Genomic DNA, 23761 nt, shown 5'->3' with positions numbered 1-23761 from the left:
TGCATTTGATGAACGAGAAGAACAGAGCTTACTACAACCAATATCTCGAGGAATGTGATTTAGTCTTTGGCGGACGTTTGACGGGAAATGAATTGGTTAAATTTCAGAATGGAAAATTACAAGAAATACTGGAATATGTATATGCGAATTCGTCCTATTATCAAAAAGCGCTGGCGCCTTATTCAGGAAGCTTCGATTCTATCACGATCGATACGATGAATAACCTGCCTTTTACAACTAAAGAGACCCTCAGGGAAGCCGACATGGACATTCTCTCCTTACCCATCAACGAAATGACCTATTACTACGAGACGACGGGAACAACAGGCAAATCCACACCTTGTCCTCGAAGCATGATCGAAGTGATGTCAAGTAATATCACGATTTCTTTGGCCTATAAAAAGCTGTTCGAAGAAGTCTTTGGAGATTACAAGCCGGTAGTAGGTGTTTTTGGACCGACAGAAATTCACTCTTTTGGGGATTCTTGTGGAAACATATGCCACAATCTCGATTTATGTGTTGTTAAAGCGTGGCCGTATTCGCAATTGGTAGGGTTTAAAAAAGCGCTGGAGCTAATGGAGAAGTTAAATATTGAAGTTATTATGTGCACGCCCGGTTTGGCAATGACGCTGTATAAGGCCGCCAAACATTACGGGTATGTCCAGGGACAGAATTTTAACGTCAAGATGCTGATGCTGACGGGGGAAATCTGCACAGAATCGATGATTCACAATATTAGCACGCTTTGGGGAGCGAAGGTATTCAATTTTCTATACGGATCGCAAGAAACGCTGGTCATGGCTACCTGTAATTACAACAACAAAATGAATATCTTCCCCCACAATTATATTTACGAAGTGGTCAAGGAAGAATCTGACGAAGTGATCGGTTTCGAGGGGGAAGGCGAACTTGTAGTTACCATGCTCAACCCGGGCGGAAAGCCATTAATCAGATATCGTACGGGTGACCTTGTGAGAATTGAGAACAATCCTCTCAGTCCTATTCCTACCTTTGAAATCGAAGTTCTAGGCCGGGTAAAAGACAAGATTCAGCTGAATTCTCGCAAATTTTGCGCGGCTGATATTGAACGAGTGATTATGTCTGATCTGGTGAATTGCATTGGTTATCAGATTACGATAACCCGTGTTGATGGCGCAGATTATTTGGAAGTAAGACTTGAAATGTCCGAGAAGGAACATGAACAGACAAGAATTCTTTCTGATATCGAGGCAAGAATCTGGACAATGATCGAAGTTAACTCCACAGTCGAGTTCTCTGACGGGTTGAGCACCACAACGTTCACTGGAGCGCTGGTAAGCTGGAAGGCAGCGCGAATCGTTGATAAACGGAAACAGGATTCCGAAACAGAAGCGGCTCAAAAAGTAGTTGAAGATCAAATTGTGAAAAATGTGTAAGTCAATCAGGGTGGAACATGCCGGCTTTGCCATGTTGGGTAAACTTTCTAGTACCTTGACTGAATCAAATTTGAGGATAAAGATGCTTTAATTTACCTCTAGCCTGCTTGGTAGTAAATTGCCAAACCACGGATTTCTGAGCCCCGTTGCGTTCGCTTTCCCAAGCCGACACCGCGCCCTGCAATTCATCAATGGAGGCGATTCGGCGGTTCAGGCATTGAATCGTCAGTGCACTGAGTTCAATCTCAGCGATATTCAGCCAACTGCCATGCTTCGGAGTGTAATGGATTTCCAAACGTTTCGCCAAGGCTAAGGCGCGTCCAGGCGCAAAGGTTTCATACAAGGACGAAATCGTGTGAGTATTCAAGTTGTCCATCACCAGTCGAACCCGTTTCGCCTCTGGATAATGGACTTCCAGCAGTTCCTGGATCTGCAGAGCCCAGTCGGATTTGGTGCGTCTTTCCGAAGCCTGCACGTGACGCCACCCGGCCAACGGCTCCGTGAACAGAAAGAGGCGGCAACTTCCCTTACGAACATACTCATAATCTTCTCGCTGAACTTGTCCGGGTTTCATCGTCTGTGGAGGCCGCGAATGATCCAGCAATTGCACGGGCTGCTCATCCATGCAGATCAGCGGAATTTCCGGGTCGTACGCCAGGGCATAGGTCTCCAGAATATCCTCCATACGAGCCACAAATTCGCTGCTGGATTTGGCGGGGATGCACCACTGTTTTTTTAAGTGAGGCTTAAGCCTTGTTTTTTTAAAGTCGTCCGAATGGTTTCTCGTCCTACGGATTCCAAAATATTCAGTTCGATCACCCGACGGGTCAACAGACGAATCGTCCAGCGAGCATACCCCTTTGGAGGCTCGGAACAGGCCAGCGCGATAATCTGGGTTTCCACCTCGCCGGTGATAGGCGAGGGACGTGCCGGTTCGGCGCGCCGACGATAACGCAGCGTCTCGTCCAGCCCGCGGGTGCAATAGTCTTTTACCGTGTAATAGACGGTAACATCGCTGACCCCTGAGCGCTGGGCAATTTCAGCCTGCTTGGGGATGGCCCCTTGGTTTTCGTCCGAAAGTAGGAGTACTAGACAGCGGCGGCGAATGCCAGGGGATGTAGAATCAGCATGGAGAAGTTGTTCAATCCATTCGCGTTCCTTCGGTTCGAGTCGAACCTCGTATTTTTTGTTCATCTGCAAGCCCTCCCATATTTTTCTTATAGGATAAGCTTAAAACTAGAATCAAAAACGGTCAAGGCACTAGGGGGAGAACGAACTGAAACAAATCATTCATAACATCAGCGATAAAAATCAAAAATTCATGAGTCTTATTCAAGGGAAAAGTTCGTTAAGACTGACAACGCTTGGTCCGGAAGGAACGAGCAGTTTCTGCACGGCTCTTCATTTAGAACAGATGTTAAAACAACAGAATCCTCTGTTTACGTTGCATCTGTTACTCAAAAGAACGTTTGCAGAGGTGTTTGACTCTCTATTGAATAAGGAAGCCGATTATGCTTTGATTCCGGATGCCTATGAGAAGGCTACCCGTTTTTTCTGGTGCCCTCATTTCGATAATATGATGCATTTTCTTTATTCCACACCGGATTACGGCATTATTTCCCGGACTGATTTTGATTTGAGCAGGCAAGATGGCTTATTGCGGATTGCTGTTTGTCCGGCGGTTGAAGATCTTTTGCCGTACTTCCAAACAGAAGTGAGATGGAATGGCGAGTCCACGATCGTGTCGACTTCTTCCACAACGGAGGCGGCAATATTTGTCGCGGATGACATCGCCGACATTGCCGTTACAAATGATACTTCATTCCAACTATATCAGCATAAAAATCTAAAATGGATTTCGGATCATCTGAGAGCGAATATCGTATGGTCTGTATTCGGGCGAGTTGAATCGGGGGAATAAACGTGTATCTGATGAATGACAGGCAACGGGATGTGCTATCCGCTGTTCATGACTTTGTTTCCAATGAAATCGAACCGGAAGCGAATTACAGAAATCATCATGGCATTTTTTCGGATGAGATTTATCGGAAGCTGGTTCAGTATCATTACCATTCATTAATCATTGACCGTAGCTATGACGGGGCGTCATTGGACCTTGTGTCGGCGATGCTTATCCTTAATAGAATCGCCTACAGTGACGCTTCTCTCGCTCATTTGCTTGAAACGAATAACTTTGGCTTTTACTTGCCGGTTCAAATTTTTGGTACGGAACAGCAAAAGGAAACCTACCTTCTTAAGGCTGCCAGAAGCGGAGAAATCGGAACCATCGCATTTACCGAGGCGGAAAAAACGCCATCTACCGTAGCCGTTAAGTGCGGGAATGGATACAAGATCAACGGATCAAAGACGATGGTCACCTGTGCGGACATCGCAAAGTATGCATTGCTTTATTGTAAGCTCGATGAGCAAGACGCCATGTTCATCATTGATCTTAAATCTCCGGGAATAGCCATTGGCAAGAATGAGCATACGATGGGTCTCAATTCCATACATATCGCCGATCTTACGATTACCGATCTCGAATTGACAGAAGCCGAGTTACTGTCAGCTCCTGGTAAGGGGCAGGAGATTATCAAGAGAAGTATGGAGATCATGCGAATCAGCAACGCTGCGGTTGCATTGGGAATTGCTCAAAGAGCATTCGACGAAGCGTTGAGCTATGCCAAATTGAGAAGGATGGACGATACGGTCACGCTCTTCGATATGCAAGCCGTTAAGTACGAGTTAGCTGTATTGAAAGCGGAGCTGGATATGCTGCATACGGAGACCTTCAATACCGCCCATTTATTTGATTGCCGGATTGATCAGCAGATGCTGTTTTCTTCAATCACCAAATATGTTGTGACCGAGAAGGCAAAGGAAATCGTGGACAAATCCTTTCAGTATTTTGGTGGAAGCGCCTATATCAAAGGGACGACTATTGAAAGAAGCTATCGGGATATCCGGATATTTACGATTATCGGCGGCGTATCCGAGATGCTGAAATGGTCCATTTCCAGGTATTTGTGACAAGAGAATTAGATTACGCGAGGTGAAGACAGGTGCTAGAAGAGGTTGGGATAACTACTGAGATTACAAGCGGATTTATTCAAACCGCATACCGGAAGGATGAATTTGAGATCCTGCTGTCACGAATATCAAAAGATACGGGATTGCAGGAACACAGCCATGCATTTTCACAGTTTGGGTTCTGCTTCGACGGATCTTTTATGTTTTGTTTGGAAGATCGGGAAGAACGGCTTGAAGCAGGCCAATATTATTTGTTGGACGGCGATATTCCCCATTCGGCAAAAGCAAATGAAGAAGATTTTTACGCCCTTGATTTTAAGTTTCTATCATCGGAAACCTTTATCCGGCAAGGAGTAAAGGATTATACGATCGATTGCGGCAGCCTCAATAAGGTGTCCATCTGTCAGCATAGTTTCCTGTCTATGGAATCAAATACAGTATTCACGCTGGAACCGGATTCGAGGCGGCAATACTTCCTGGCGCTTCGGCAGGAAGCATCAATACAATTCAATGACGAGACCCACAGATTAACCCCAATGCATATATATCGGATTGAAGCGAAATCTCCATTACGAATACGCACCTTCGAAGATGGTGCGTATCTCGTGAACTATTTTTCAGTATGAAGGAACGGAGAAGGCGATGAACATTACAGGCGCAGAGTTAGTGGTACAAAGTCTTACACAGCACCATATTGATATGGTGTTTGGTTTGGTGGGAAATCAAATATCGCCCATTTTGGTTCATTTGGAGTATAGCGGGATCAGATATATCGGAACACGGCATGAGCAAGCCGCGATTCATATGGCTGACGGCTACTCCCAGGTGAAGAGAACAAGTGCGGTCGCAATGGTGAGCGGCGGACCGGGTTTTACCAATTCCATTACCGGAATCGTAAAAGCCTTTTTTGCCAACACCCCACTAGTGGTCATCATCGGCAGTGTAGTGAACTCGCAAAGAAATAAAGGTGCCTTGCAGGATATGGACCAGTTGGGCATGATCAGGAATTACACCAAGTGGAGTGCGACTGTCTTCGAACCATCGAGAATTCCGGAAATGCTCCATCAAGCATTCTATAAGGCGAACAGCGGCAAAAAAGGCCCCGTCGTCCTGGAAATACCGATTGATGTACTGAAACGGGAAATAGACGTCTCTTCGCTCTCCGGCATAATCGGCAAGTGTGATGTGAATTGCGATGTGAATGCAAGCGTCGCCTCTTTAACTTGTATAGAGGATTTTGTTAGGCAGTTGGACCTGGCGGAAAGGCCGGTAATACTGTTAGGGGACGAAACGTATTATGCGAAATGCGAAATGATGTTAGAAGAACTTCTTTCATTCCTTAATATTCCTGTATTTACTATTGCCAAAGCAAGAGGTATAGTTTCGGATTCGGATCATGATTCGTGCTGCGGCAACGGCAGAATTCTTGAAGCAGGCCCTCAGACGGAGATCATCTCTCAAGCGGACTTGGTTGTAAATATCGGAGTTTCTAGCGATTACCAGATGGATTTCTTCGGTGAACCCCTATTTCATAGGGAACAGCGGTATATCAATATTTCAGAATATATCGATGATCTGCCTTTTCTGGAATTTGAGAAGAGCACCGTATGGAAGGTGAATGTCCATGCTTTTCTATCGGCTCTGAGGGTCTATCTGCGCGACAATCAGTTAAAGCTGGAGAAGGCTGAGTGGCTTGCTAAAGCACGGACAGAGATTGATTTATTCTTCGATCAGCTCGACAAGACTGTTCATCCATCGGAAGATGTGAATCCGGTACATTTTCTAAACACCCTGCAAAACAAGATCATGCCGGATACGATTCTTGTTCTTGATGGATCGAATGCCATGTTCTGGGCCGGTCTACTGCTGCGCGCTAACACCCCTGGTCAAATCATCATAGCGTCTGACGGAACTCACGGACCAATGGGACCGGGATTGCCTCTGGCTCTTGGCGCTAAGCTGGCCGCGCCCGGCAGAGAAGTCCTTCTATATACCGGAGACGGATCATTTGGCTTCAACATGGCCGAACTCGATACTTCCATCGCATATCGCATTCCGGTTACGGTGATCGTTCATAATGACAGGTCATGGGGCCTCTGCAAAACAACACAAGAGATCCTCTACCAATCTGTCTGTGGCGTGGAATTATCAGATGTTCGGTATGACCGGATAACCGAAGCATTTGGCGGAGAAGGAGTTCTGGTGGAGAGAGATGTGGATGTGGAGGATGCAATAAATGGGATGGTGTTTCCCACGCCGGTAACCCGTTGTCTTGATGTTCGTATGATAACAACCTCATATAGTCCGGGACTGGCGAAGTTCAATACTTTTTTGGAAGCGATGAAGTGATCCAGCATTTTCAGAGGGGGACTCCAGCATGAATGTAATTGTCTGTGTGAAGCCGGTAGTTCGCGATGACGGTCATGCGACTGACGGTCTAAGCCACTACGATCATCTGGCTCTAAATTTCGCAAGACAAATCAAGATAACGATGCCATGTAAAGTCGTGGCAGTCGCAATGTCGAACAGATCTTCCATTCCGCACTTAAAGAAACTGAAATATAAAGAGGTTGATGAAGTTGTATTAATATCGGACGAGTTGTTTACCGGCTCGGATACTTATGCGACGGCATATATTATGGCTTCGGCAATACAGAAGTTCATTCCGTATGATTTGATCATTTGCGGAAAAAAGTCTCTTGACGGAGGAACTTCACAGGTTCCTATACAAATTGCAGGCGGCTTGAACATTCCGCATATCAGTTATGTGAACAGCATTGAGATAGAAGGCAGCGGTTATGTACATGCTACACGCAAATTATATGAATATGAAGCCGGCGTTAGAGTGAAGCTACCTTGTTTAATAACGGTTGACGAATCTTTTTCTGTCAGACAATATATTTCACTGAGTGCTATCCAACAGCACTTTGATTATCATCCGCGCGTCATCAGCAATAACGAGTTGGGCCTTGATCCTTCTTCAGTTGGCGCATCCGGATCCTTAACAAAGGTTATACGCTCGAAGAGAGTAAATCAGGTTACGAATTGCAGGTTTCTGGAAAGAAATGAGTACTCTCAAATTGCGGGGATGCTGAATCATGTATAGCGGAGCCGCGATTTTTCCAGAAGATCATACATGCCGAGATGTATTAGTATTTGTAGAATGTCAGAATCTCGAAATGCGGCAATCTAGCCTGGAGGTCCTGAATGTCGGATGCCAATTAGCTGTTGAGTGTCATGGGAAACTAGGTGCAATCGTAATCGAAAGCGATGTCTCAGCCGATGAGCTCATTCGTTTGGCTTCGCTCTGCCATTACATCATACTTGTACAGGATCGGATAAATCCTTTCGAGGAAGATCTCTATATAAGGGATCTGGTCAGCGTGTGCAGGCAATACAAGCCGAACGTATTTCTGCTATCGGCGACCCTCTTTGGCAAATCCATAGCACCCGCGATAGCCGTTCAGCTCCAAGTCGGATTGACGGCGGACTGCACGGAATTAAGAATGGACTCAAGCGCTTTGATTCAGATCAGGCCCGCACTAGGCGGAGAGCTGCTGGCCGAGATTAAAACTCTTAATAACCATATTCAAATGGCGACTGTAGCTTCGGGAGGTGTGCAGGCTGCGCCGCCGCAAGCCTTCTTGCATACAGGGACACAGCTGTTTAAAGTGGATACAGCTATTTCGCGAATTGAATTGACGGATTGGCGCAAAGCGGAATTATCCGCAACTCCCGAGCATTCCGAAATCGTAGTGGGAGTGGGGCGCGGCATCAAATATGAAAATGAATTTCTAGCCATCCGGAAATTTGCGCAAGACATCGGCGCGTCAATCGGGTTTACCAGAGCAGTCATTGATGAAAGCTGGGCGGATGAAAGAAATCTCATTGGCCAAACGGGGAAGAGTATTAAGCCGCGTATTTATTTTGCTTTTGGCATTTCTGGAGCCATACACCATATCACCGGAATAAGAGGCGCCCAGTACATCATTGCAGTCAATACGGACAGAGAAGCTCCCATTTTTAAATATGCCCATTATGGAATAGTTGCCGAACCTCTACAATTTATTACCGATATTTCCAAGCATCTTGCCGCTCAGCGCGAGCCAAGTCCCGCTGCCGATGGTTAAACAGTGAACAGGAATACAAGAAATCGGTTTAGCTATGCATAATGAAGTATTTATCGATCTGAGAATGACTTATCGGGAGGATAAACTATGGCGAAAGTGATTCTATTAAAACCTTGTTTCAGGCAGAGAGCTGCCAGAAGGTATTCAAGATTGAAACCGACATTCGCAAGTATACCGTTCCAGCTAGGGGAAGCCACAGCTACAAGGAATTGTATAAGAAACGGACGGTCGTCGAACGGGTGAATTCGTATGTGAAGGGCTTCTTCCAATTGAATAACATTCGTCACCGGGGCGGATCGTTTGCAAAGGTGGACTTCGATATTTCGTGTCTGTTCTATACCCTAAGCAAGCTAGCGGTGGACCGGATCAACAGGCAAATGAAGGAAAAGAAGGTTGCGTCCTAAATCGCTCTCTTGGGGTTGGGGATAATTACAGAAGAGCTGTGATCTCCAGTTTGGAGTTGTGGATAAGTCTGCCCTTTTTTCGGCTATCCACAAAATCAAGGACCGCACCCTTGCTTTTCAAAAAACGTATCCCCAGAATTCGGCCGTTAAACGGAATTAGAACTTGTATTATGAAATTGACTCATAATCTCAAAAAAATAAAAAAGATATAAATATAGGAGGAAAAATGGAAAACAGAAAAGAGTGGATAAAAAGGGCGTATGAGGAATATGAAAAGCTGGATATCAGGAATTTAGACAAAATAGGATTAGGCAGATATGATGATGAGTATTATGTTGTTGGCTTGTATCATCCTTTAAGATCAATGTCACATATTACAACTAATAAAGAATGTATAAATGAATTTTTATCAGATAATTTTCATCAAAATGTTGATATATATATTCATGTACCTTTTTGTTATAAAAATTGTACATTTTGTCACTTTTACAAAGAGATTATTCCATCAAAAAAACCAAATGATCTAGAGGCAAAATATATTGCTGCTCTCAAAAAAGAAATTCTATTTTATAAAAATTTTAATAAAGGTTCTCTAAATGTGAACTCAATACAATTTGGAGGAGGAACCCCGTCTTCACTGTCAGTTTCTGCATTAGAAGAATTAACTGAGTTTTTAAGTAATAATTTTAATATTATGCCTAATGCAGAAATAAAATTTGAATTTTATCCGGATCAGATTGAGTGTGAGGATGAATTCCGTAAAAAATTAAATATTCTTAAAAGATTCGGTCTTAACTGTGTAATAATTGATTTAGAAGCAACTTCACCAAACGTTTTAAAAGCAATAGCAAGAGAAAATACTTCTTATGAAAATTATTTGAAAATGATAGAAATATGTAAATCAGAAGGAATTTCTAATATTGGATCAGCTTTTATAGTGGGACTACCTAATGAAACTCTAGATAGTTTTGCAGAAACACTAGAAAAAATTACTGGAATCGAGGCTCTGTCAGCTATAAATTTATTTCCTTTAATGTGTAAACCATCAGACATTACTTTTAAAGATAGACTAAATTATCCATCAAAATATAGTTCTGCTTTAGAGAGAGACGTTATGTATATAATGGCAAAACAAGTGTTAAAGGACTATGGGTTTATAGAATCACCAACTCAATATTTCTCAAGAAATACATTCATCCCTAAACAACAAACATCAAAAGCTAATTCTGGAAATTTGTTGGGTTTAGGCCCTGCAAGCTTTGGCTTTTTAAATGGAAATAATAAGAGTATACAATATATGAATTATCCCAACTTAGAAGAATATTGTAATGCTACTAATAGTGGGACTAATGGAATGTGGAGATCTTCAATTTTAAATAAAAAACAAACAGGGTTACGTCAATTTATGTTTCAATTAAATAGTTTTAAGTATGCAAATAAAGATGATATTTATTGTGAGACTGGATTTAATGTAGATAGTGAATTGGGAGATAAAATAAAATTTTTACTTGAGCATCAATTGCTTGAGTATAACAATAATAATGAAATTAAATTCACTAAAAGAGGGCAGTTCAGAAATGCAGAAATATTATTCAATTTTACAGAAGAGGATAGAAGAATATGGAACAAAAATGACCCTGAGTATGCTACCTTGGTTAAATATGACTATTTTCCTAATATTTCGTACCAAAATCAATTACTCTTTAATAACGCATTATTACATTGGAATGATAAAAATGCCAAATAAAGCTATAAAGTTTGAAGGGAGTTTAGCGTATGGACAGCAAAGTTTTAGGCGAGGATAATTTAAGTAAAGAAGGACAATACTGGATAAACACCTTAAGTGATAGTCCGTTTACCAGATATTTACCCTGTAGTCTTGTAAGTGATCAGAATAGTAATGAGCTAAGTAGGTCTAGTATAGAATTTAATATTGACAACTTAATCGCGGAAAAAATTATTGAATTTAGCAGAAATTCAGAACTGAAAATATTTTCTATTTTGACGGCTTGTTTGCAGGCGTTTCTATACTTGTATGATTATAAAAATGATTTCAAAAGTATTTTATGGACTCCAGTATTAAAGGAAAGCTATAATAGCAATTCCAGTCTAAATACAAAAAAAATTATTGGAATTGAAAATAAAATTACTACTGAAATGAATTTCAATGATTTGCTTTTTCAAGTTGATGAAGTAATAGAGGCTGCAAATAAAAACTCAAATTATCCTATTGATAGTATATTAAGAGATTTAGGATATGATTTTAAAAACAATGAATGTGAAATGTTTGATATTGGGTTAATATACAATAAAATACATGACGAAAATGAGTCTCAGGTACTTTATTGCAATATAGTATTTAAATTTAGTAGAAACCAGGATAGTATTTTTTGCACTGTTGATTATAAAAATGCCCATTATAAAAAAGAAGATATTGAAGCATTTATTTCCTACTTCTGTAACATTTTGAGTTTCTCAGTAGAGAATATCAATTCTAAAGTTGTTGAGATACCTATGCTATCTAATGCCGAAATATATAAACTTTTAGAGGAATTTAATAATACTGTAGCAGATTATCCTGAGAAAGAATCATTAATAACCCAGTTTTATAAGCAGGTAGAGAAAGCCCCAAATAGTGAGGCTGTAATATTTAAGGATGTTACTTTGTCTTACAAGGAACTCAATGAAAAATCAAACCAAGTGGCAAGAAAACTGAAGAAAGAGGGCATCAAAAAAAATTCAGTTGTAGCTATTATGTTAGGACGTTCTGAATATATTGTTATTGGTATACTTGCGATAATGAAGGTGGGAGGGACTTATCTACCTATTGATCCTGTTATACCAAATTTGAGAATTCAATATATGTTAACTGACAGCAAGACCAATCTTATCCTCAGTGAAAAAATGTGGTTAAATAAAGTTCCAGAAAACTATAAAGTATTAGATATTAAAAATGAAAATATTTATTTAGAAGACAGTTCGAATTTGGAAGAAAACATCTCGTTTGATGACTTAATGAACATCATTTATACTTCTGGCTCTACAGGGAATCCTAAAGGTGTTTTAGTTCCATATAGAGGTATGGTTAATATAATTAACTGGTATGTAAATGAATTGAAATTTACTTCGAAGGATATATCCTTGCAGCTTGTGAATTATACTTTTGATGGATTTGCAGTTAATCTTTTTCCGGTATTAACCGTTGGAGGAAAATCTATAATTTTAGATGAAGAGGATTCAAAGAATTTCATATCTATACGTGATTTCATTCATAAATACCAAGTTACAAATATGGGTATTGTCCCCTCTGTGTACAGAGCAATTCTAGAGGTGTGTAAGCCAGGAGATTTGTCAAGTTTAAGATTCGTACAGGTAGCAGGGGATAAGACAGATATCAAGCTGGTAAACTTAAGTCACCGTATAAACCCATACATATTACTGGTTAATGCATATGGGCCAACTGAAAATAGTATTCAAACTACGACATACTTGGGAATGAAACCCAATAAAAAAGTACTTATAGGAAAGCCTATATATAATAATAAGGTTTTTGTCTTGGGAAAACATAATGTACTTATGCCTATTGGCGCACCTGGAGAATTATGTGTTTCTGGATATGGACTGGCAAAAGGATATTTAAATGATATAAAATTGACTAATGAGAAATTTATACCTAATCCATACATTAAGGGAGAAATAATGTATAGAACAGGAGATCTAGTGAAGTGGAGTTCAGACGGGAATTTAGATTTTTTAGGAAGAATTGATAATCAGGTTAAGGTAAGAGGACTTAGAATCGAAACACAGGAAATAGAAAATTGTTTACTTAAACTTGACTATGTTAAAGAAGCAGTTGTAGTAGTAAAAAGCAAAGAATTTGATAATATGGAAAATACTTATTTATGTGCATATATTGTACTTGAGAAGGGCATTAATGATAATAGTATAACTGCTTCGGATTATAGAAGGCATCTGTCAAAATATTTACCCTTCTATATGATACCTTCTTATTTTATTCTAATAGATAAGAAGCCTCTTACACGAAATGGAAAACTCGATATAAATGCTTTACCTGAAATTAATAAGTGCATAAAAACAGGTAATAAGTATACAGCCCCCACTACATATTTGGAAAAAAAACTTGTGAAAATGTGGGCTAATTTATTGAGAATTGACACAAATAAAATAGGTATTCATGATAATTTATTTGAACTTGGTGGCAATTCCTTAATAATGATACAGTTAGCACAAAATATAAATAGTGAATTCAGTGTGGAGTTACCATTGAAGTTATTTTTCGAAGAGCCAACAATTGGATGGGTTGCGCAGTATATCGGGGAGAATGCTGACATTGTCGGATTATAATGGAACCCAGTAGTTTGACACAAAATTGAAGGCTCAATCTAAAAATCAGTGGTTGAACGTTTCAGCCAGATAAGCGATGCCGATTGCATTCGACTAAAATACCGGCTTTGTAGCAAACGTGATTGCGAGTAAAATAGTGTCTCCGTTGATAGGCTTTAATGCGATTATGCCGACCTTCTACTGTGGCATTGGTCCAACGGCAATAATGGTAATTGATGATTTCATTCTGCCAATTACGCATCGTCTTCAAGGTCCTTTGAACGGATTCATGATCGATGTTTTCGCCTTGTTGTAGCCAACGGTGAAAGCCAGCAATTGCTGCCTGAACATTCGGAGAATACTCATACCAGCGGGAAAACGCTTCTTTCCATTCCCAAGCCTTGCGTAGCAGAGGAGAGAAGGCAAGCAGGACGTTTAGCTGAATGTTGCTTTTTTCAGAAAGACTGTCGCCGGGAGGATTCAGTAACCGATGATCCCTTTTCAAGATCGCTTTGGCCCGAGGCGAAAGCGTGAGCTGCACCGTCTTTCGGACAGCCTGGACACTTTCTATGACATAGCCGTGTACATGGAATCGATCTGCAATGCGAATCGCATCCGGAAAACATTCGCTGATCCACGTATGGTACATCTGGGCCAAGTCCATGACGACAGCTTTCGGCTTCAGTGCTAGAAAGTCAGGGTGCGTACGAGCATAGGTGCGTAAATCCTCCAGTTTGCGTCCTGGCAGTACATCCAGCAGGGTTTCGCCCCGAAGATTATGAATGCCCGTATTGTACGTATGTCCTTTTTGATCGCAAAGTCATCGACCCCCAGCACCAATCCTGAAGAACTCCCTGCTTCGCGCCAAGCCTGTTTGGAAAGGCGTTCACTTTCTGTGGGAAGGGCTTCCTGATGCATCCGCTGTACCGTACTCGTCGGCGCTTCTTGCATTCTTGCACTATGAGCCGCTGTGGAGCCCAGTGCTTGTTCTACCGTCTGCCGGCGGAAAAGATGGCTGTATCGCTGTTTTGGACCTACAAATTCGTAAATCCAGACAAAGCCAATCTGGCAATGGGAGCAAAGCAAACGAAGAGAAGGTACCACTAAGTAGCATCTTTTGCCTAAGAGATTCAGATGCCGGATCTTCCGCGGCTCGTTGTGTCCGTTGCGGATTACGCCTTGTTCCGATTGGCAAACGGGACAGGGTTGCTAGTAAGCAACGGGCTTAGCCTCCAGATGAACCTCTTCGGCGTTGATGATTAACATGGTATGCAGTTGTAGTTCTGGTACTGGAGTGGCATCTGTCATTTCCTTCTTTGTTGTTGGGTAGGACTTTCAACAATACAGGATTTGCAGATGTTTTTCCATTTTTATCCCCGGTTTAATTTTCAACCACTAATTTCGGGTTTGAGCCAAATTGAAAAAGGAGAAGAGTAGATATGGATGCAAACATGACCTTGCCTTGAAAATGTAGACAGTAAGAATCCCTCGTTTTCAAAGATTGATCATACCTAGACTAGACCGCATTTTCAAGCAAACACGGTGGAACATAACCATTGGTTGAATGTGTTCTGCGACGATTATAAAACAACTCAATATAATCAAACACTGCCTTTTTAGCTTCAGCACGAGTCTTAAAAGTATAGTCATTCAAAAGAATATGTAAAATGCGCCCCTGGGCTAGACCATTTTACCGGCCCTTCCGTTATTTTGTTGCATGCCTTACAGTCAACGCGGGGTACTCTGGCGTGCATGTAGGTTTTCCAATCCCAGAAGTCCAGATGACGCCACTGCTTTTTGTCCGCATCATAGGCTTTGCACGTTCCTCCACACAAGGGACAGACGAACTCGGACCCCCGTTCAAAGTCCATAAATAAATGCCAAGCTTGTTCGTGATCATCGAACGTAATTTCGGTTAGTTTCCAAGGATATTCGACCTGCAACGCCACATTAAACAACTCTAATATTACACGATCTTCACTGTTTTTCGAGGTCCACATTGTTCATCCGCTCTTATTAATCTTCTTAGGAACAGTTTGGACTACTTCTCTATTCTTTAGACCTCACCCATGAAATATAGCGACGAGCCAATAAAAAAAGGTGTGGAAAGGAAGGACAAACTATTTATTATCCATAGCGCCGGCTCCGTTAATTTATACAATAATTCTGCTGCTGAGAAAGAAGTGCATGACAACAATTGGCGTGGAACTCGGAATTTGCTAATTTCCTCGGAAGCATTCGATTCCAAGTTTAATTTCATTAGTACAGCTTTTTCATGCGGCATAGTCGAAGGGGTTGTAGGCAATGATTTCACGATCTATGAGCAACCGCATTTTCGAAATCCTTATGAATCCTGCAAGAATCAGACCGAGAAGTTCATTGAACACTATTGCTTGTCGAGAAAAAAAGAGTATCAAATTCTGAGACCCAGTGTGGTTTGCGGAAGACTGATCGACAGTCCGCTTTATTATATCTCGAAATTTGATGTGTTCTATGGATGGACCAAATTTTTCTGGAACTTAAAAAAGCAGGGGATAGCGGAATCTGTAAGGGTCCGAATTTCCGCTGATTCAAAAATTAATGTGGTCCCCGTTGACTTTGTGGCTAAAACTGTGATGAATGTTTTTCAGCAGGATTTAAAATATGACGGCGATGATCGTACGGATTTATGTTTGCCAGTTTATGAGGATGGTACGTTAACGTATTTTTGGTATAAGCGTTCCGAGAATAGGGAACGTGGGACGACCAGGCAAAGTAGCAGGAAGTGGGACGAGGGGACGATGTTTTTTGTTAGCGGCGGAGATCTGTTACCACTCGGCCAACTGGATCAGCATCAGGAAAGCAGCACCAGCCTGGGTGAGTAAATTGAGCATCTCGAATGCAGTCGATGAGGGAAAATCTAGAAGGTATAAGAGAGAAAAGTGGCGGACAAATCGAATCAAGTTATTGTCCTCCAATTGCACATCTGTCAGAGGACAAGAACCAGATATAAAAACTAAAGAACATCGGTGTCGCCGTTTGGAAGCAGCGTGATCAGTGGAAGGTTGTACAACGTAAGTGCGGTGCGTCGTAGGGCAATAGGAATGCTGTCGGCAACAAAGGCGGTGCACCTCCAGGTAACCAAAACGCCAAGTGGGACCGCGGCGGGCATAGCGGGCCATTTCAAAATGACAGGCGATGACGCATGTTTTCTTGCGGAAGTTCCTGCCGGACGATATGGCTGAGATCATGGAGCAGATTGAGACCTGTTCTCCGAGCGATATGCTTGATTCTACATACCCTGACATCAATAGCCAAGGGACCATGTTCTTGTCCTTCGCCATTAGCTGATTGATGAAACAAGACTGGATATCATTCGAACTCTGTACGCCGACATATGTACAAAATACGGGTTTTGTGAAGATGTCCTGAGAAAAACCGCGTAACACCGCAGGTTTATCGATCTATGTTATTTACAGCATTACGCATCTCTTCATCTGTTAAGTTATATCATTGTTGTTTGAATTGATTTTTCAATCTAGCCAAGATGAGGAATCTAAAACCCGCGAAAAGCCTTGTAAAATCAAGGTTTTTCGCGGTTTTTTTATTTTTCTCAAGCCTCGTCATTTATTAAAATTAATTTTAAAAACAACAGCGCACTAGGACTTGAAAATAAGTCTTAGATTACCGCTGCTTTTCTTGTATTATACGGATTTAAAGTGACTACTGTTCCAGACAGATGTCTCCACTTCGACGCTACTCCTAAGTTGGGCTTAAAATCAAAGTAACTCCAGAGCTTTCAGTAAGGCGTATTCACTTGCTTTAGCGCCTTCTTGAGAAAAATGTGCATTCGGAAACATTGGAGCCAAATGATGATATCCAGGGTAAACATGCAATTCAACTAAGACGCCATCAAAGACCAGTTGTTTTGCAAATAATAAGACTTCATCGATGAACAAATCAATGCTGCCTATACTCATATAAGTTGGTGGTAAACCAGCCAGTGATTTTGCACGCGCAGGCACGTAATACTCACTTACCCCCTCCTGACCGGGTTCATGCCCTAAGACAGATTTCCAGCCAAAGTAATTACTTCGCTTTGTCCAAACAAATTCACCAGCATAAGGATGTTCTGGCGAAATACTCATACGGTCATCGAACATTGGGCTACGCAGCCTTAGATGATGGATATCGAATTCCTTCTGATCACGAATGTATAGGGCCAGACCCGCTGCTAAACCACCGCCAGCGCTGCTGCCTGCAAGAGCGACTTTCTGAGTATCTATCGCTAATTCCTCGGCATGTTCAATACACCATTTTAGGCCTGAATAGCAATCCTGCAATTGACTTGGCTGAACATGTTCTGGCGCCAGGCGATAATACACGGATACACAACAAAAACCATGTTGTGCAGCCAGTGACGCATTACCTGGACGATCAACGACTGGACTACCCAAAACCATTCCTCCACCGTGAATCGAATAATATAACGGCATCTTTTTATATTTTGGTTGGCTAGGCTTAATAATTTCTATGCGAATATCAGGACCGCCAAAATAACTTGGCACCACCCTTTCTTCGAATGTGACAGGGAACATCTGTGTTACATCGATTTGCGGTAACATCTTTGATTGATTTTTACGTGATTCCATTAGCGTTGTTTCGGAAAGATCGCTTGTTGGTATTAAATCAATGGCACTAATAATCTCCTGATCAATCAGATGTCTGCTTCTGCTTTTTTGTTCGCCCATAGTTACTATTGCCTCACTTTCTTGATTTCCATTTTTCCTATTCATATTCTAAAGAGTGCAATAGGCTATTTAAATGAAAACAATAACTTAGAACCATTTTTGACATAAAAAAAACTGATGAAAATATTCATCAGTCTCCATTATGTGAATAAACAATTTTCTTAATGGTTTCAATTGAGAGAAAATATTCCTTAGCAAGCTGCTCAATACTGCTATTATTCTTAAAAGCATGTCTAATAGCGGCATTCCGGTGCTCAAGCCACTGTCTTCCGCCACTTAAGCTTCCCCAGCTGTTATATTCCTTCTCCTGTTTAGGAATGTAAATAGTCTCTCCTTGAACATACTGTTGGATCTCTATAATTAACTTTTCAGGTAATATTTTTTTAGCATTCGTATATTTCAATTTGCTTCACCCCTTATTTTTAATCACATAATAAGGTGCAAAGCCAAAATATTAGAAAAGCTTATTCAGCGTTATACAATATTTCGCCCCATGCAAAGTAACGCTTTTCAATAATTGGCTTTGCATGAGTAGTAGAAGTCACAGACAATCTCAAGAAATTATCCATCAGTAAGCACCCCCCTTTACATCGCAAGTATAGCATATTTCATTATTGCGCAGTGGCAAACTTACGAGAGGTAGTCCGATATTTCGTCGGCGACATCTCTTTTCTAGCTGTAAACTGTTTAATAAAGTAGGTATCATACTCAAACCCAGTAGCGCGCGCAATTTCATTAAGGCTCATATCTGTGTGTGTCAAAAGGTCACTCGCAACCTTTAAGCGATGTGAAAGCAAGTAACCAATCGCTGTATTCCCGCATCTTTCCTGAAACATCTTATTTAGAGTCACACGGTTCAAGTGAACACACTTCGTCAAATCCTCCAATGAAATTTTCTTCGAATAATTGGTGTGAATATAATCTAACACTACATCGACAGGTGAGTGTTCGTTATTTCGATTTAATTCCTCCAACAAACCTAAAATTTGAATGAGGTATTTTTTTATTCGGCATACCCAGAGTGCATCACTTTGCGCCTGCACTTCCGTGCCAAGTACGAAAAACCATTCAAACAATAGCGGGTATGCTTTTTCCGTTACACGAGGCACTCCAGTATACAAATTATTACTTTGAAAAAGGGAAAGTCCCGTTTGTATTCTAGGCCATGTAGGAAAATAATCCTTCGTTTCGGAAAGAGTAATAGTGTTAAGAAATTCGGGATGAAAACTAAAGGATTGTGCAGATACGTTAATCTTTTCAACCACTTGCACATGAGCGTCTTCAGCCAAGCAAAGGACACCAGGAGCACTAATAGATATTGGACGTTGGTTCAGTATCCCCTTTATACTTCCAGACGTTATAAAAATTAGCGTAAACCGTTCTGGATAAGGAAGAATACTAAAATCCTCCACGGCGACAAATTCTATGTTCACGGTACGTTCTTTGTGTCTGTCTACTTGTGGCATAGTGATCACCTATCAAATAGTATAGTTGGTTGCTTCACTTATTTCAGTGTAACATACAAGTTCAGAGGATATAATATTGTTGTGAATCAACAAAAAGGGAGGAAATTATGAATGACTGCTGAACCGTTTCATATTCATGTCTCCGATGAAATCCTTGACGATCTTCAATACAGGCTGCGCCACATCCGTTGGCCCGATCAATTAGAAGGCTCTGGATGGGAGCGAGGAACAGACTTAAGTTATTTAAAATCACTCGTTTCATATTGGAAGGATCATTATAATTGGCGCGCACAAGAATCGGAGTTGAACCGCTTCTTCCAGTTTCGCTGCAATATTGACGGGATAGATGTGCACTTCATACATGAGCGCGGCAAAGGACCTGACCCTCTGCCCATTATTCTTACCCATGGATGGCCAGACAGTTACCTTCGTTATCAAAAAATTATTCCTCTCCTTACGGATCCGGCTAGCCACGGAGGTAATCCTGAGGACTCTTTTGATGTCATTGTCCCTTCATTGCCTGGATTCGGATTTTCTGGTCGCCCTAATCGGCCTGGCGTCAACAATTTTATTGTCTCCCAGATGTGGGCTAAGCTAATGACAAAAGAATTAGGCTACAAAAAATTTGCCGCTGCAGGTGGCGATATTGGCTCCGGTGTTACAAGGTATCTAGCATCAAATTATCCTGAACTTTTATTTGGAATCCATCTAACTGATGTTGGCATTATAAGGAGTCTCATGACTTCACAGGATGAGGCAGAACTCTCTGAAGAAGAACTGCAATATAAGAAAAACGCTTCCGAATGGATTTCATATGAGGGGGGCTATATGTCCATTCAATCGACAAAGCCTCAGACTCTTGCTTATGGACTTTCCGATTCGCCGGCAGGTTTGGCAGCTTGGATAATCGAGAAATTTCGCGCATGGAGCGATTGTAAGGGTGACCTCAACCAGAAATACAGCAAGGATGAGTTGTTGACTCATATTATGATTTATTGGGTGACTAACACCATAGGATCATCTACACGTATGTATTACGAAAATTCGCATTCCTTGCCACCATTGGGTCGCATAGAAGTTCCGACAGGCATGGCCATATTCCCCGCGGATATCGTGCTGCCCCCCAAATCCTGGACTGTGCGCAATCTGAATGTCACTCGTTGGACCACAATGCCTTCCGGCGGGCATTTTACTGCTATGGAAGAACCGGAGCTGCTGGCCAGCGACATTCGCGCATTTTACAGACCTATTAGAATGAAAAATAAACAGTCTGAATAGATAATCTAAACACAAATTGTTACTACCATGCATAATGTCTTAGGAATGGAAGTTTAATATTACTCGCGCGCTTCGTAGAATACTCAGCATAAATAAATATTTTAGATCTTAAATCGGGCGCTATCCTCTGTTGAGGACAATGCCCGATTTTGTTTCTTTGTTTTATTTTGTAAACGTGTACTTCAATAAATCTCGTTATTATTGTAAATATTCTGGCATGAAGTTCATTCATAACATGTTGGAACGACGAAACTTATGGGATTGGAAGTTGGCGCTAATGAATCAGTTGAAAAAGCCTTCAGCAGTTACGTTAAGTCATGTCTCCAGCACGCTCAAAAGGACTATTTTGAGAAACTGAGGCGTTATTCAGCTTATGTTGTCCTTTTGGATGCTGTCACCTTCTAGATCAATATTAACTTTCTAGTTCGTCACTACGACATGTCGCAATCTCAGAACATTCCCGTTCTTTCTCAAATCTCCGATCTCTTGCATCTTAGCTCAAAAGAACTGAGGGTTATGTACTATAAGTATTACCAGGATAAAACGGACAGAGAAATTGCTCGAATTTTAGGAATAAGCAGACAAGCTGTCTCGCGCAGACGATGGACGGAATACTAAATATTAAACAAAAAAGCCCATCTGAGAATTATATTCTCAAATGAGATATTGGCTAATTAAGTATGGTGCTGGTGAAGGGACTTGAACCCCCACTCCGTCACCGGAAGCGGATTTTGAGTCCGCCGCGTCTGCCATTCCGCCACATCGGTACATTATAAAGATCTCATAATAGACTGTTAGGATAATGGTTTATAGCATAAAGCATAAACTAGAAAAATAAGTTATGACACAATATATAATAATTCTTTAATGAAGGGTGAAACATAGAGTAATTCTACATTAAAAGAAATACGGGTTTTGTGTATATATTTGTCGTTTTGATTGTTTCATTTTGATATTTGTAATATTTGTTTTGAACAGTGACACAAAGTTCCCCCCTTTTTGTTGTGGAGAACAATAATAATTAATCTTTTGAGTAGTAACATTTCTTTTTATTGATAATCTTTGTGTCGATTTCCTCGCAAAAGGGTAATCTTGGTGTCACTGTACAGGAGGACAAGAACATAGTCCCTTGTAGGACAAGAACTTGATCCCATTGCCGATACATATCCATTTCTGGCCACAAAAATTATTCAATTCGAAATCTTTTGGGAAATCGATGGCTATTCGGAAAGCCCACAATTCTAATACTTTATTTCATTTGACAGCTACAACTGGCCACGAGATCATCACACGGCGTATTGGCTTGCAGATGATCCGGAAATCCGCCGGTTCACCCGGGCGGTCCTACGTTGACAACTCCGACGAATCTTTGCCCCGTCCTCCTGCGGCGGCAACGCCACCCGCCTCACAGAACTCTCCTGATTCACCCTCGCCGGCGCCCGCTTGCCGTTGTGCCCACCCCGGCTCAGGTGAAAAGCTACAATCTGTGTCTGTCCTACTCTCATTCAAACAATTGCTTATGCTTATTGAAAAATCGATAAAAAAATTGTACATTGTCTAGTTCAAACCATTCTGCTGTTTGAAGAGGCTTGGCATCCAGATTATAAATTTTTGCATGTAACGTGCCTAAAACAAAGGGAGAATGAGTGGCAATAATAAATTGACTATCAAAATATCGTGCCAGCTCATTTATTTGTTCTGCCATTCTTATTTGATTGGCAGGAGAAAGTGACGTTTCCGGCTCGTCCAATAAATACAATTGCCCAGGTAGCAGATATTCCTCAAAAAACTGCATGGACGTTTCTCCATTAGAGTATTTTTCTTGTGAAAATTGAATGTTCTCCAGCTTCTTCTTAAACGCATACGTAGCTTTATATTGTGCCGCCTGAGCCTTGCTCATCCCTTTGTTAATCTGCTCATACATTATTCCCTCACGCAGCACGGAAGATTGCTGTATCTTCTTGATCTCATATAAAATATCCTCTGATTTCATATATCGGCTTCCTTCTGGAAGTTGCCTGATTTCATGCTCTTGCTCATCATGCCCAAGCTGATAGCTACTCAAATCAAGGAATCGCTGAGCATAAATACTATGCCCATAGCTTGTCATTCTTTCAGCCCCCGAGATTCCTAGCTTGTTGGAAATTACATTGAGTAAAGTGGATTTTCCGCTACCGTTATTGCCATACAACACAGTAATTCGATCAAACAAAAGCACCTCTCCAGCCACGTGCTTAAATACATAATCAGGGTATATGTTGGAATTTCGATCCGTATAATCAGAAAGCTTAAAGCTTCTCAAATAAATCATTGCCGCACTCCTTCTACCTGTCTTATAGTTTGAATTCTATTTTACCAGAAAAAAGACTATGTATTCTTAGGGTTGCAGCCGTATTTCTCCCACCTTGCTTGGAGTCAACGCTGTAACGCAGTCCCTTTTCAGAGTCGTAGGAGTACGGAATGTGAAATTTATTATAAATAAGAGAAAGATTAGGAGAAAAATCACTTTAAAAAGTTAAATTTTGTAATATTTTTATTTTGAAGGCATTGATATGCAAGAAGGTGTTAAATGAAAAAATGTGTGTATATCATCGTCGTTGTTTGGATCGACGAATGCCCGAGCTGATTTCTGAGTCTGGGCACATCGTTAATTTCCTGGTGTTACCGGGTCGCAAAATTGTGTCTCAAAACGTACAAGATCAGTGGCGGTTTACTGTAGGCTGCCGCATATTTTTTAATCAGCTATTCTATGGATCGGCCTGTGAGCCGGCGGCTTTTTCCTTTTCGCCGCCGCCTTTGCGGATTATGCGTACGGATGCTTTTGTCATGTCCAGATCGTCCATATTAATGCCCGCAACTTCGGATAGCCGCAGTCGTCTAATACTTTATTTTCTCAAAACAGCAAGCCCTTTTTAGTCCAATTAAGTCATCATAGTGTATGATTCCAAAAAATCAGTGGGGATT

Annotated in this window: 20 protein-coding genes and 3 pseudogenes; 13 read left to right on the top strand and 10 right to left on the bottom strand. The window is 41.3% G+C overall.

What is annotated here, in order from left to right; translation table 11 throughout:
• The first annotated feature begins 8 nt into the window (after window positions 1-8).
• Entirely contained in the window at window positions 9-1415 is a 1407-nt protein-coding gene (locus KP014_RS17430; RefSeq protein ID WP_216700384.1) for a phenylacetate--CoA ligase family protein, read from the top strand.
• 64 nt (window positions 1416-1479) lie between these two features.
• Here the strand turns inward: KP014_RS17430 and KP014_RS17425 are convergent, their stop codons facing one another.
• Together KP014_RS17425 and KP014_RS28875 are read right to left on the bottom strand one after the other, a co-directional pair.
• A complete protein-coding gene (locus tag KP014_RS17425) occupies window positions 1480-2211 on the bottom strand; it encodes an IS630 family transposase (RefSeq protein ID WP_246590775.1) in 732 nt (243 codons plus the stop codon).
• Window positions 2151-2609 (bottom strand): helix-turn-helix domain-containing protein, encoded by a 459-nt coding sequence (locus KP014_RS28875; protein ID WP_246590527.1) that lies wholly within the window; start codon window positions 2607-2609, stop codon window positions 2151-2153. The genes KP014_RS17425 and KP014_RS28875 overlap by 61 nt, the downstream gene beginning before the upstream one ends.
• Before the next feature lie 127 nt (window positions 2610-2736).
• Between KP014_RS28875 and KP014_RS17420 the strand changes: the two genes are divergently transcribed.
• From KP014_RS17420 to KP014_RS17380, 9 genes and pseudogenes are all read left to right on the top strand, one after another.
• On the top strand, window positions 2737-3336 hold the full coding sequence (locus tag KP014_RS17420; protein ID WP_139210573.1) for a type 2 periplasmic-binding domain-containing protein: 600 nt from the start codon (window positions 2737-2739) through the stop codon (window positions 3334-3336).
• A gap of 11 nt (window positions 3337-3347) precedes the next feature.
• Window positions 3348-4445 carry an acyl-CoA dehydrogenase family protein gene (locus KP014_RS17415; RefSeq protein WP_139210572.1) on the top strand — a complete coding sequence of 366 codons (1098 nt, stop codon included), beginning with the start codon at window positions 3348-3350 and terminating at the stop codon, window positions 4443-4445.
• A 32-nt stretch (window positions 4446-4477) separates the two neighbouring features.
• Complete coding sequence (locus KP014_RS29255) at window positions 4478-5071, top strand: cupin domain-containing protein (protein WP_036603184.1); 594 nt, start codon at window positions 4478-4480, stop codon at window positions 5069-5071.
• 16 nt (window positions 5072-5087) lie between these two features.
• On the top strand, window positions 5088-6794 hold the full coding sequence (locus KP014_RS17405) for a thiamine pyrophosphate-binding protein (RefSeq protein ID WP_036603183.1): 1707 nt from the start codon (window positions 5088-5090) through the stop codon (window positions 6792-6794).
• Window positions 6795-6822: 28 nt separating this feature from the next.
• Window positions 6823-7551 (top strand): electron transfer flavoprotein subunit beta/FixA family protein, encoded by a 729-nt coding sequence (locus tag KP014_RS17400; RefSeq protein WP_036603182.1) that lies wholly within the window; start codon window positions 6823-6825, stop codon window positions 7549-7551.
• On the top strand, window positions 7544-8575 hold the full coding sequence (locus tag KP014_RS17395) for an electron transfer flavoprotein subunit alpha/FixB family protein (protein ID WP_036603180.1): 1032 nt from the start codon (window positions 7544-7546) through the stop codon (window positions 8573-8575). The genes KP014_RS17400 and KP014_RS17395 overlap by 8 nt, the downstream gene beginning before the upstream one ends.
• 128 nt (window positions 8576-8703) lie before the next feature.
• A pseudogene (locus KP014_RS17390) lies at window positions 8704-8979 on the top strand (transposase); the annotation flags it as partial.
• A 226-nt stretch (window positions 8980-9205) separates the two neighbouring features.
• A complete protein-coding gene (locus KP014_RS17385) occupies window positions 9206-10726 on the top strand; it encodes a radical SAM protein (RefSeq protein ID WP_036603176.1) in 1521 nt (506 codons plus the stop codon).
• Window positions 10727-10755: 29 nt separating this feature from the next.
• Window positions 10756-13344: a non-ribosomal peptide synthetase gene (locus KP014_RS17380; protein ID WP_051500584.1), complete on the top strand. Its 2589-nt coding sequence runs from the start codon at window positions 10756-10758 to the stop codon at window positions 13342-13344.
• 61 nt (window positions 13345-13405) lie between these two features.
• On the opposite strand, the pseudogene KP014_RS29390 reads toward KP014_RS17380, so the two are convergent.
• The 3 genes and pseudogenes from KP014_RS29390 to KP014_RS29385 form a co-directional block, all read right to left on the bottom strand.
• Window positions 13406-14631 (bottom strand): annotated as a pseudogene (locus tag KP014_RS29390) (ISL3 family transposase).
• A gap of 208 nt (window positions 14632-14839) precedes the next feature.
• Window positions 14840-14977 (bottom strand): IS3 family transposase, encoded by a 138-nt coding sequence (locus KP014_RS17370; RefSeq protein ID WP_425517226.1) that lies wholly within the window; start codon window positions 14975-14977, stop codon window positions 14840-14842.
• Window positions 14970-15194 (bottom strand): transposase family protein, encoded by a 225-nt coding sequence (locus KP014_RS29385; RefSeq protein WP_367888855.1) that lies wholly within the window; start codon window positions 15192-15194, stop codon window positions 14970-14972. The genes KP014_RS17370 and KP014_RS29385 overlap by 8 nt, the downstream gene beginning before the upstream one ends.
• Window positions 15195-15392: 198 nt before the next feature.
• Between KP014_RS29385 and KP014_RS17360 the strand changes: the two genes are divergently transcribed.
• A complete protein-coding gene (locus KP014_RS17360) occupies window positions 15393-16187 on the top strand; it encodes an SDR family oxidoreductase (RefSeq protein ID WP_051500583.1) in 795 nt (264 codons plus the stop codon).
• 894 nt (window positions 16188-17081) lie between these two features.
• Here KP014_RS17360 and KP014_RS17355 read toward each other — a convergent pair.
• The 3 genes from KP014_RS17355 to KP014_RS17345 form a co-directional block, all read right to left on the bottom strand.
• Window positions 17082-18053, bottom strand: a complete 972-nt coding sequence (locus tag KP014_RS17355) for an alpha/beta hydrolase (RefSeq protein ID WP_036603173.1) — start codon at window positions 18051-18053, stop codon at window positions 17082-17084.
• Between the two features lie 130 nt (window positions 18054-18183).
• Window positions 18184-18456, bottom strand: a complete 273-nt coding sequence (locus tag KP014_RS17350; RefSeq protein ID WP_036603170.1) for a CD3324 family protein — start codon at window positions 18454-18456, stop codon at window positions 18184-18186.
• A 208-nt stretch (window positions 18457-18664) separates the two neighbouring features.
• A complete protein-coding gene (locus tag KP014_RS17345) occupies window positions 18665-19519 on the bottom strand; it encodes a helix-turn-helix domain-containing protein (RefSeq protein WP_036603167.1) in 855 nt (284 codons plus the stop codon).
• 111 nt (window positions 19520-19630) lie between these two features.
• On the opposite strand from KP014_RS17345, the gene KP014_RS17340 reads away from it, so the two are divergent.
• The gene (locus KP014_RS17340) at window positions 19631-20797 is read left to right on the top strand and encodes an epoxide hydrolase family protein (RefSeq protein ID WP_036603164.1); all 1167 of its coding nucleotides are present in this window, start codon (window positions 19631-19633) and stop codon (window positions 20795-20797) included.
• A 438-nt stretch (window positions 20798-21235) separates the two neighbouring features.
• A complete protein-coding gene (locus KP014_RS29130; RefSeq protein WP_281426412.1) occupies window positions 21236-21415 on the top strand; it encodes a sigma factor-like helix-turn-helix DNA-binding protein in 180 nt (59 codons plus the stop codon).
• 883 nt (window positions 21416-22298) lie between these two features.
• On the opposite strand, the gene KP014_RS17330 is transcribed toward KP014_RS29130, so the two are convergent.
• Both KP014_RS17330 and KP014_RS17325 read right to left on the bottom strand, forming a co-directional pair.
• Window positions 22299-23108 carry an AAA family ATPase gene (locus KP014_RS17330; RefSeq protein ID WP_036603161.1) on the bottom strand — a complete coding sequence of 270 codons (810 nt, stop codon included), beginning with the start codon at window positions 23106-23108 and terminating at the stop codon, window positions 22299-22301.
• 254 nt (window positions 23109-23362) lie between these two features.
• Window positions 23363-23670 (bottom strand): annotated as a pseudogene (locus tag KP014_RS17325) (tyrosine-type recombinase/integrase); the annotation flags it as partial.
• Between the last annotated feature and the right edge of the window lie 91 nt (window positions 23671-23761).

This window comes from Paenibacillus sophorae (assembly GCF_018966525.1).
Classification (GTDB): Bacteria; Bacillota; Bacilli; order Paenibacillales; family Paenibacillaceae; genus Paenibacillus_AQ; species Paenibacillus_AQ sophorae.
This window is presented reverse-complemented; position numbering and strand designations above follow the sequence as displayed.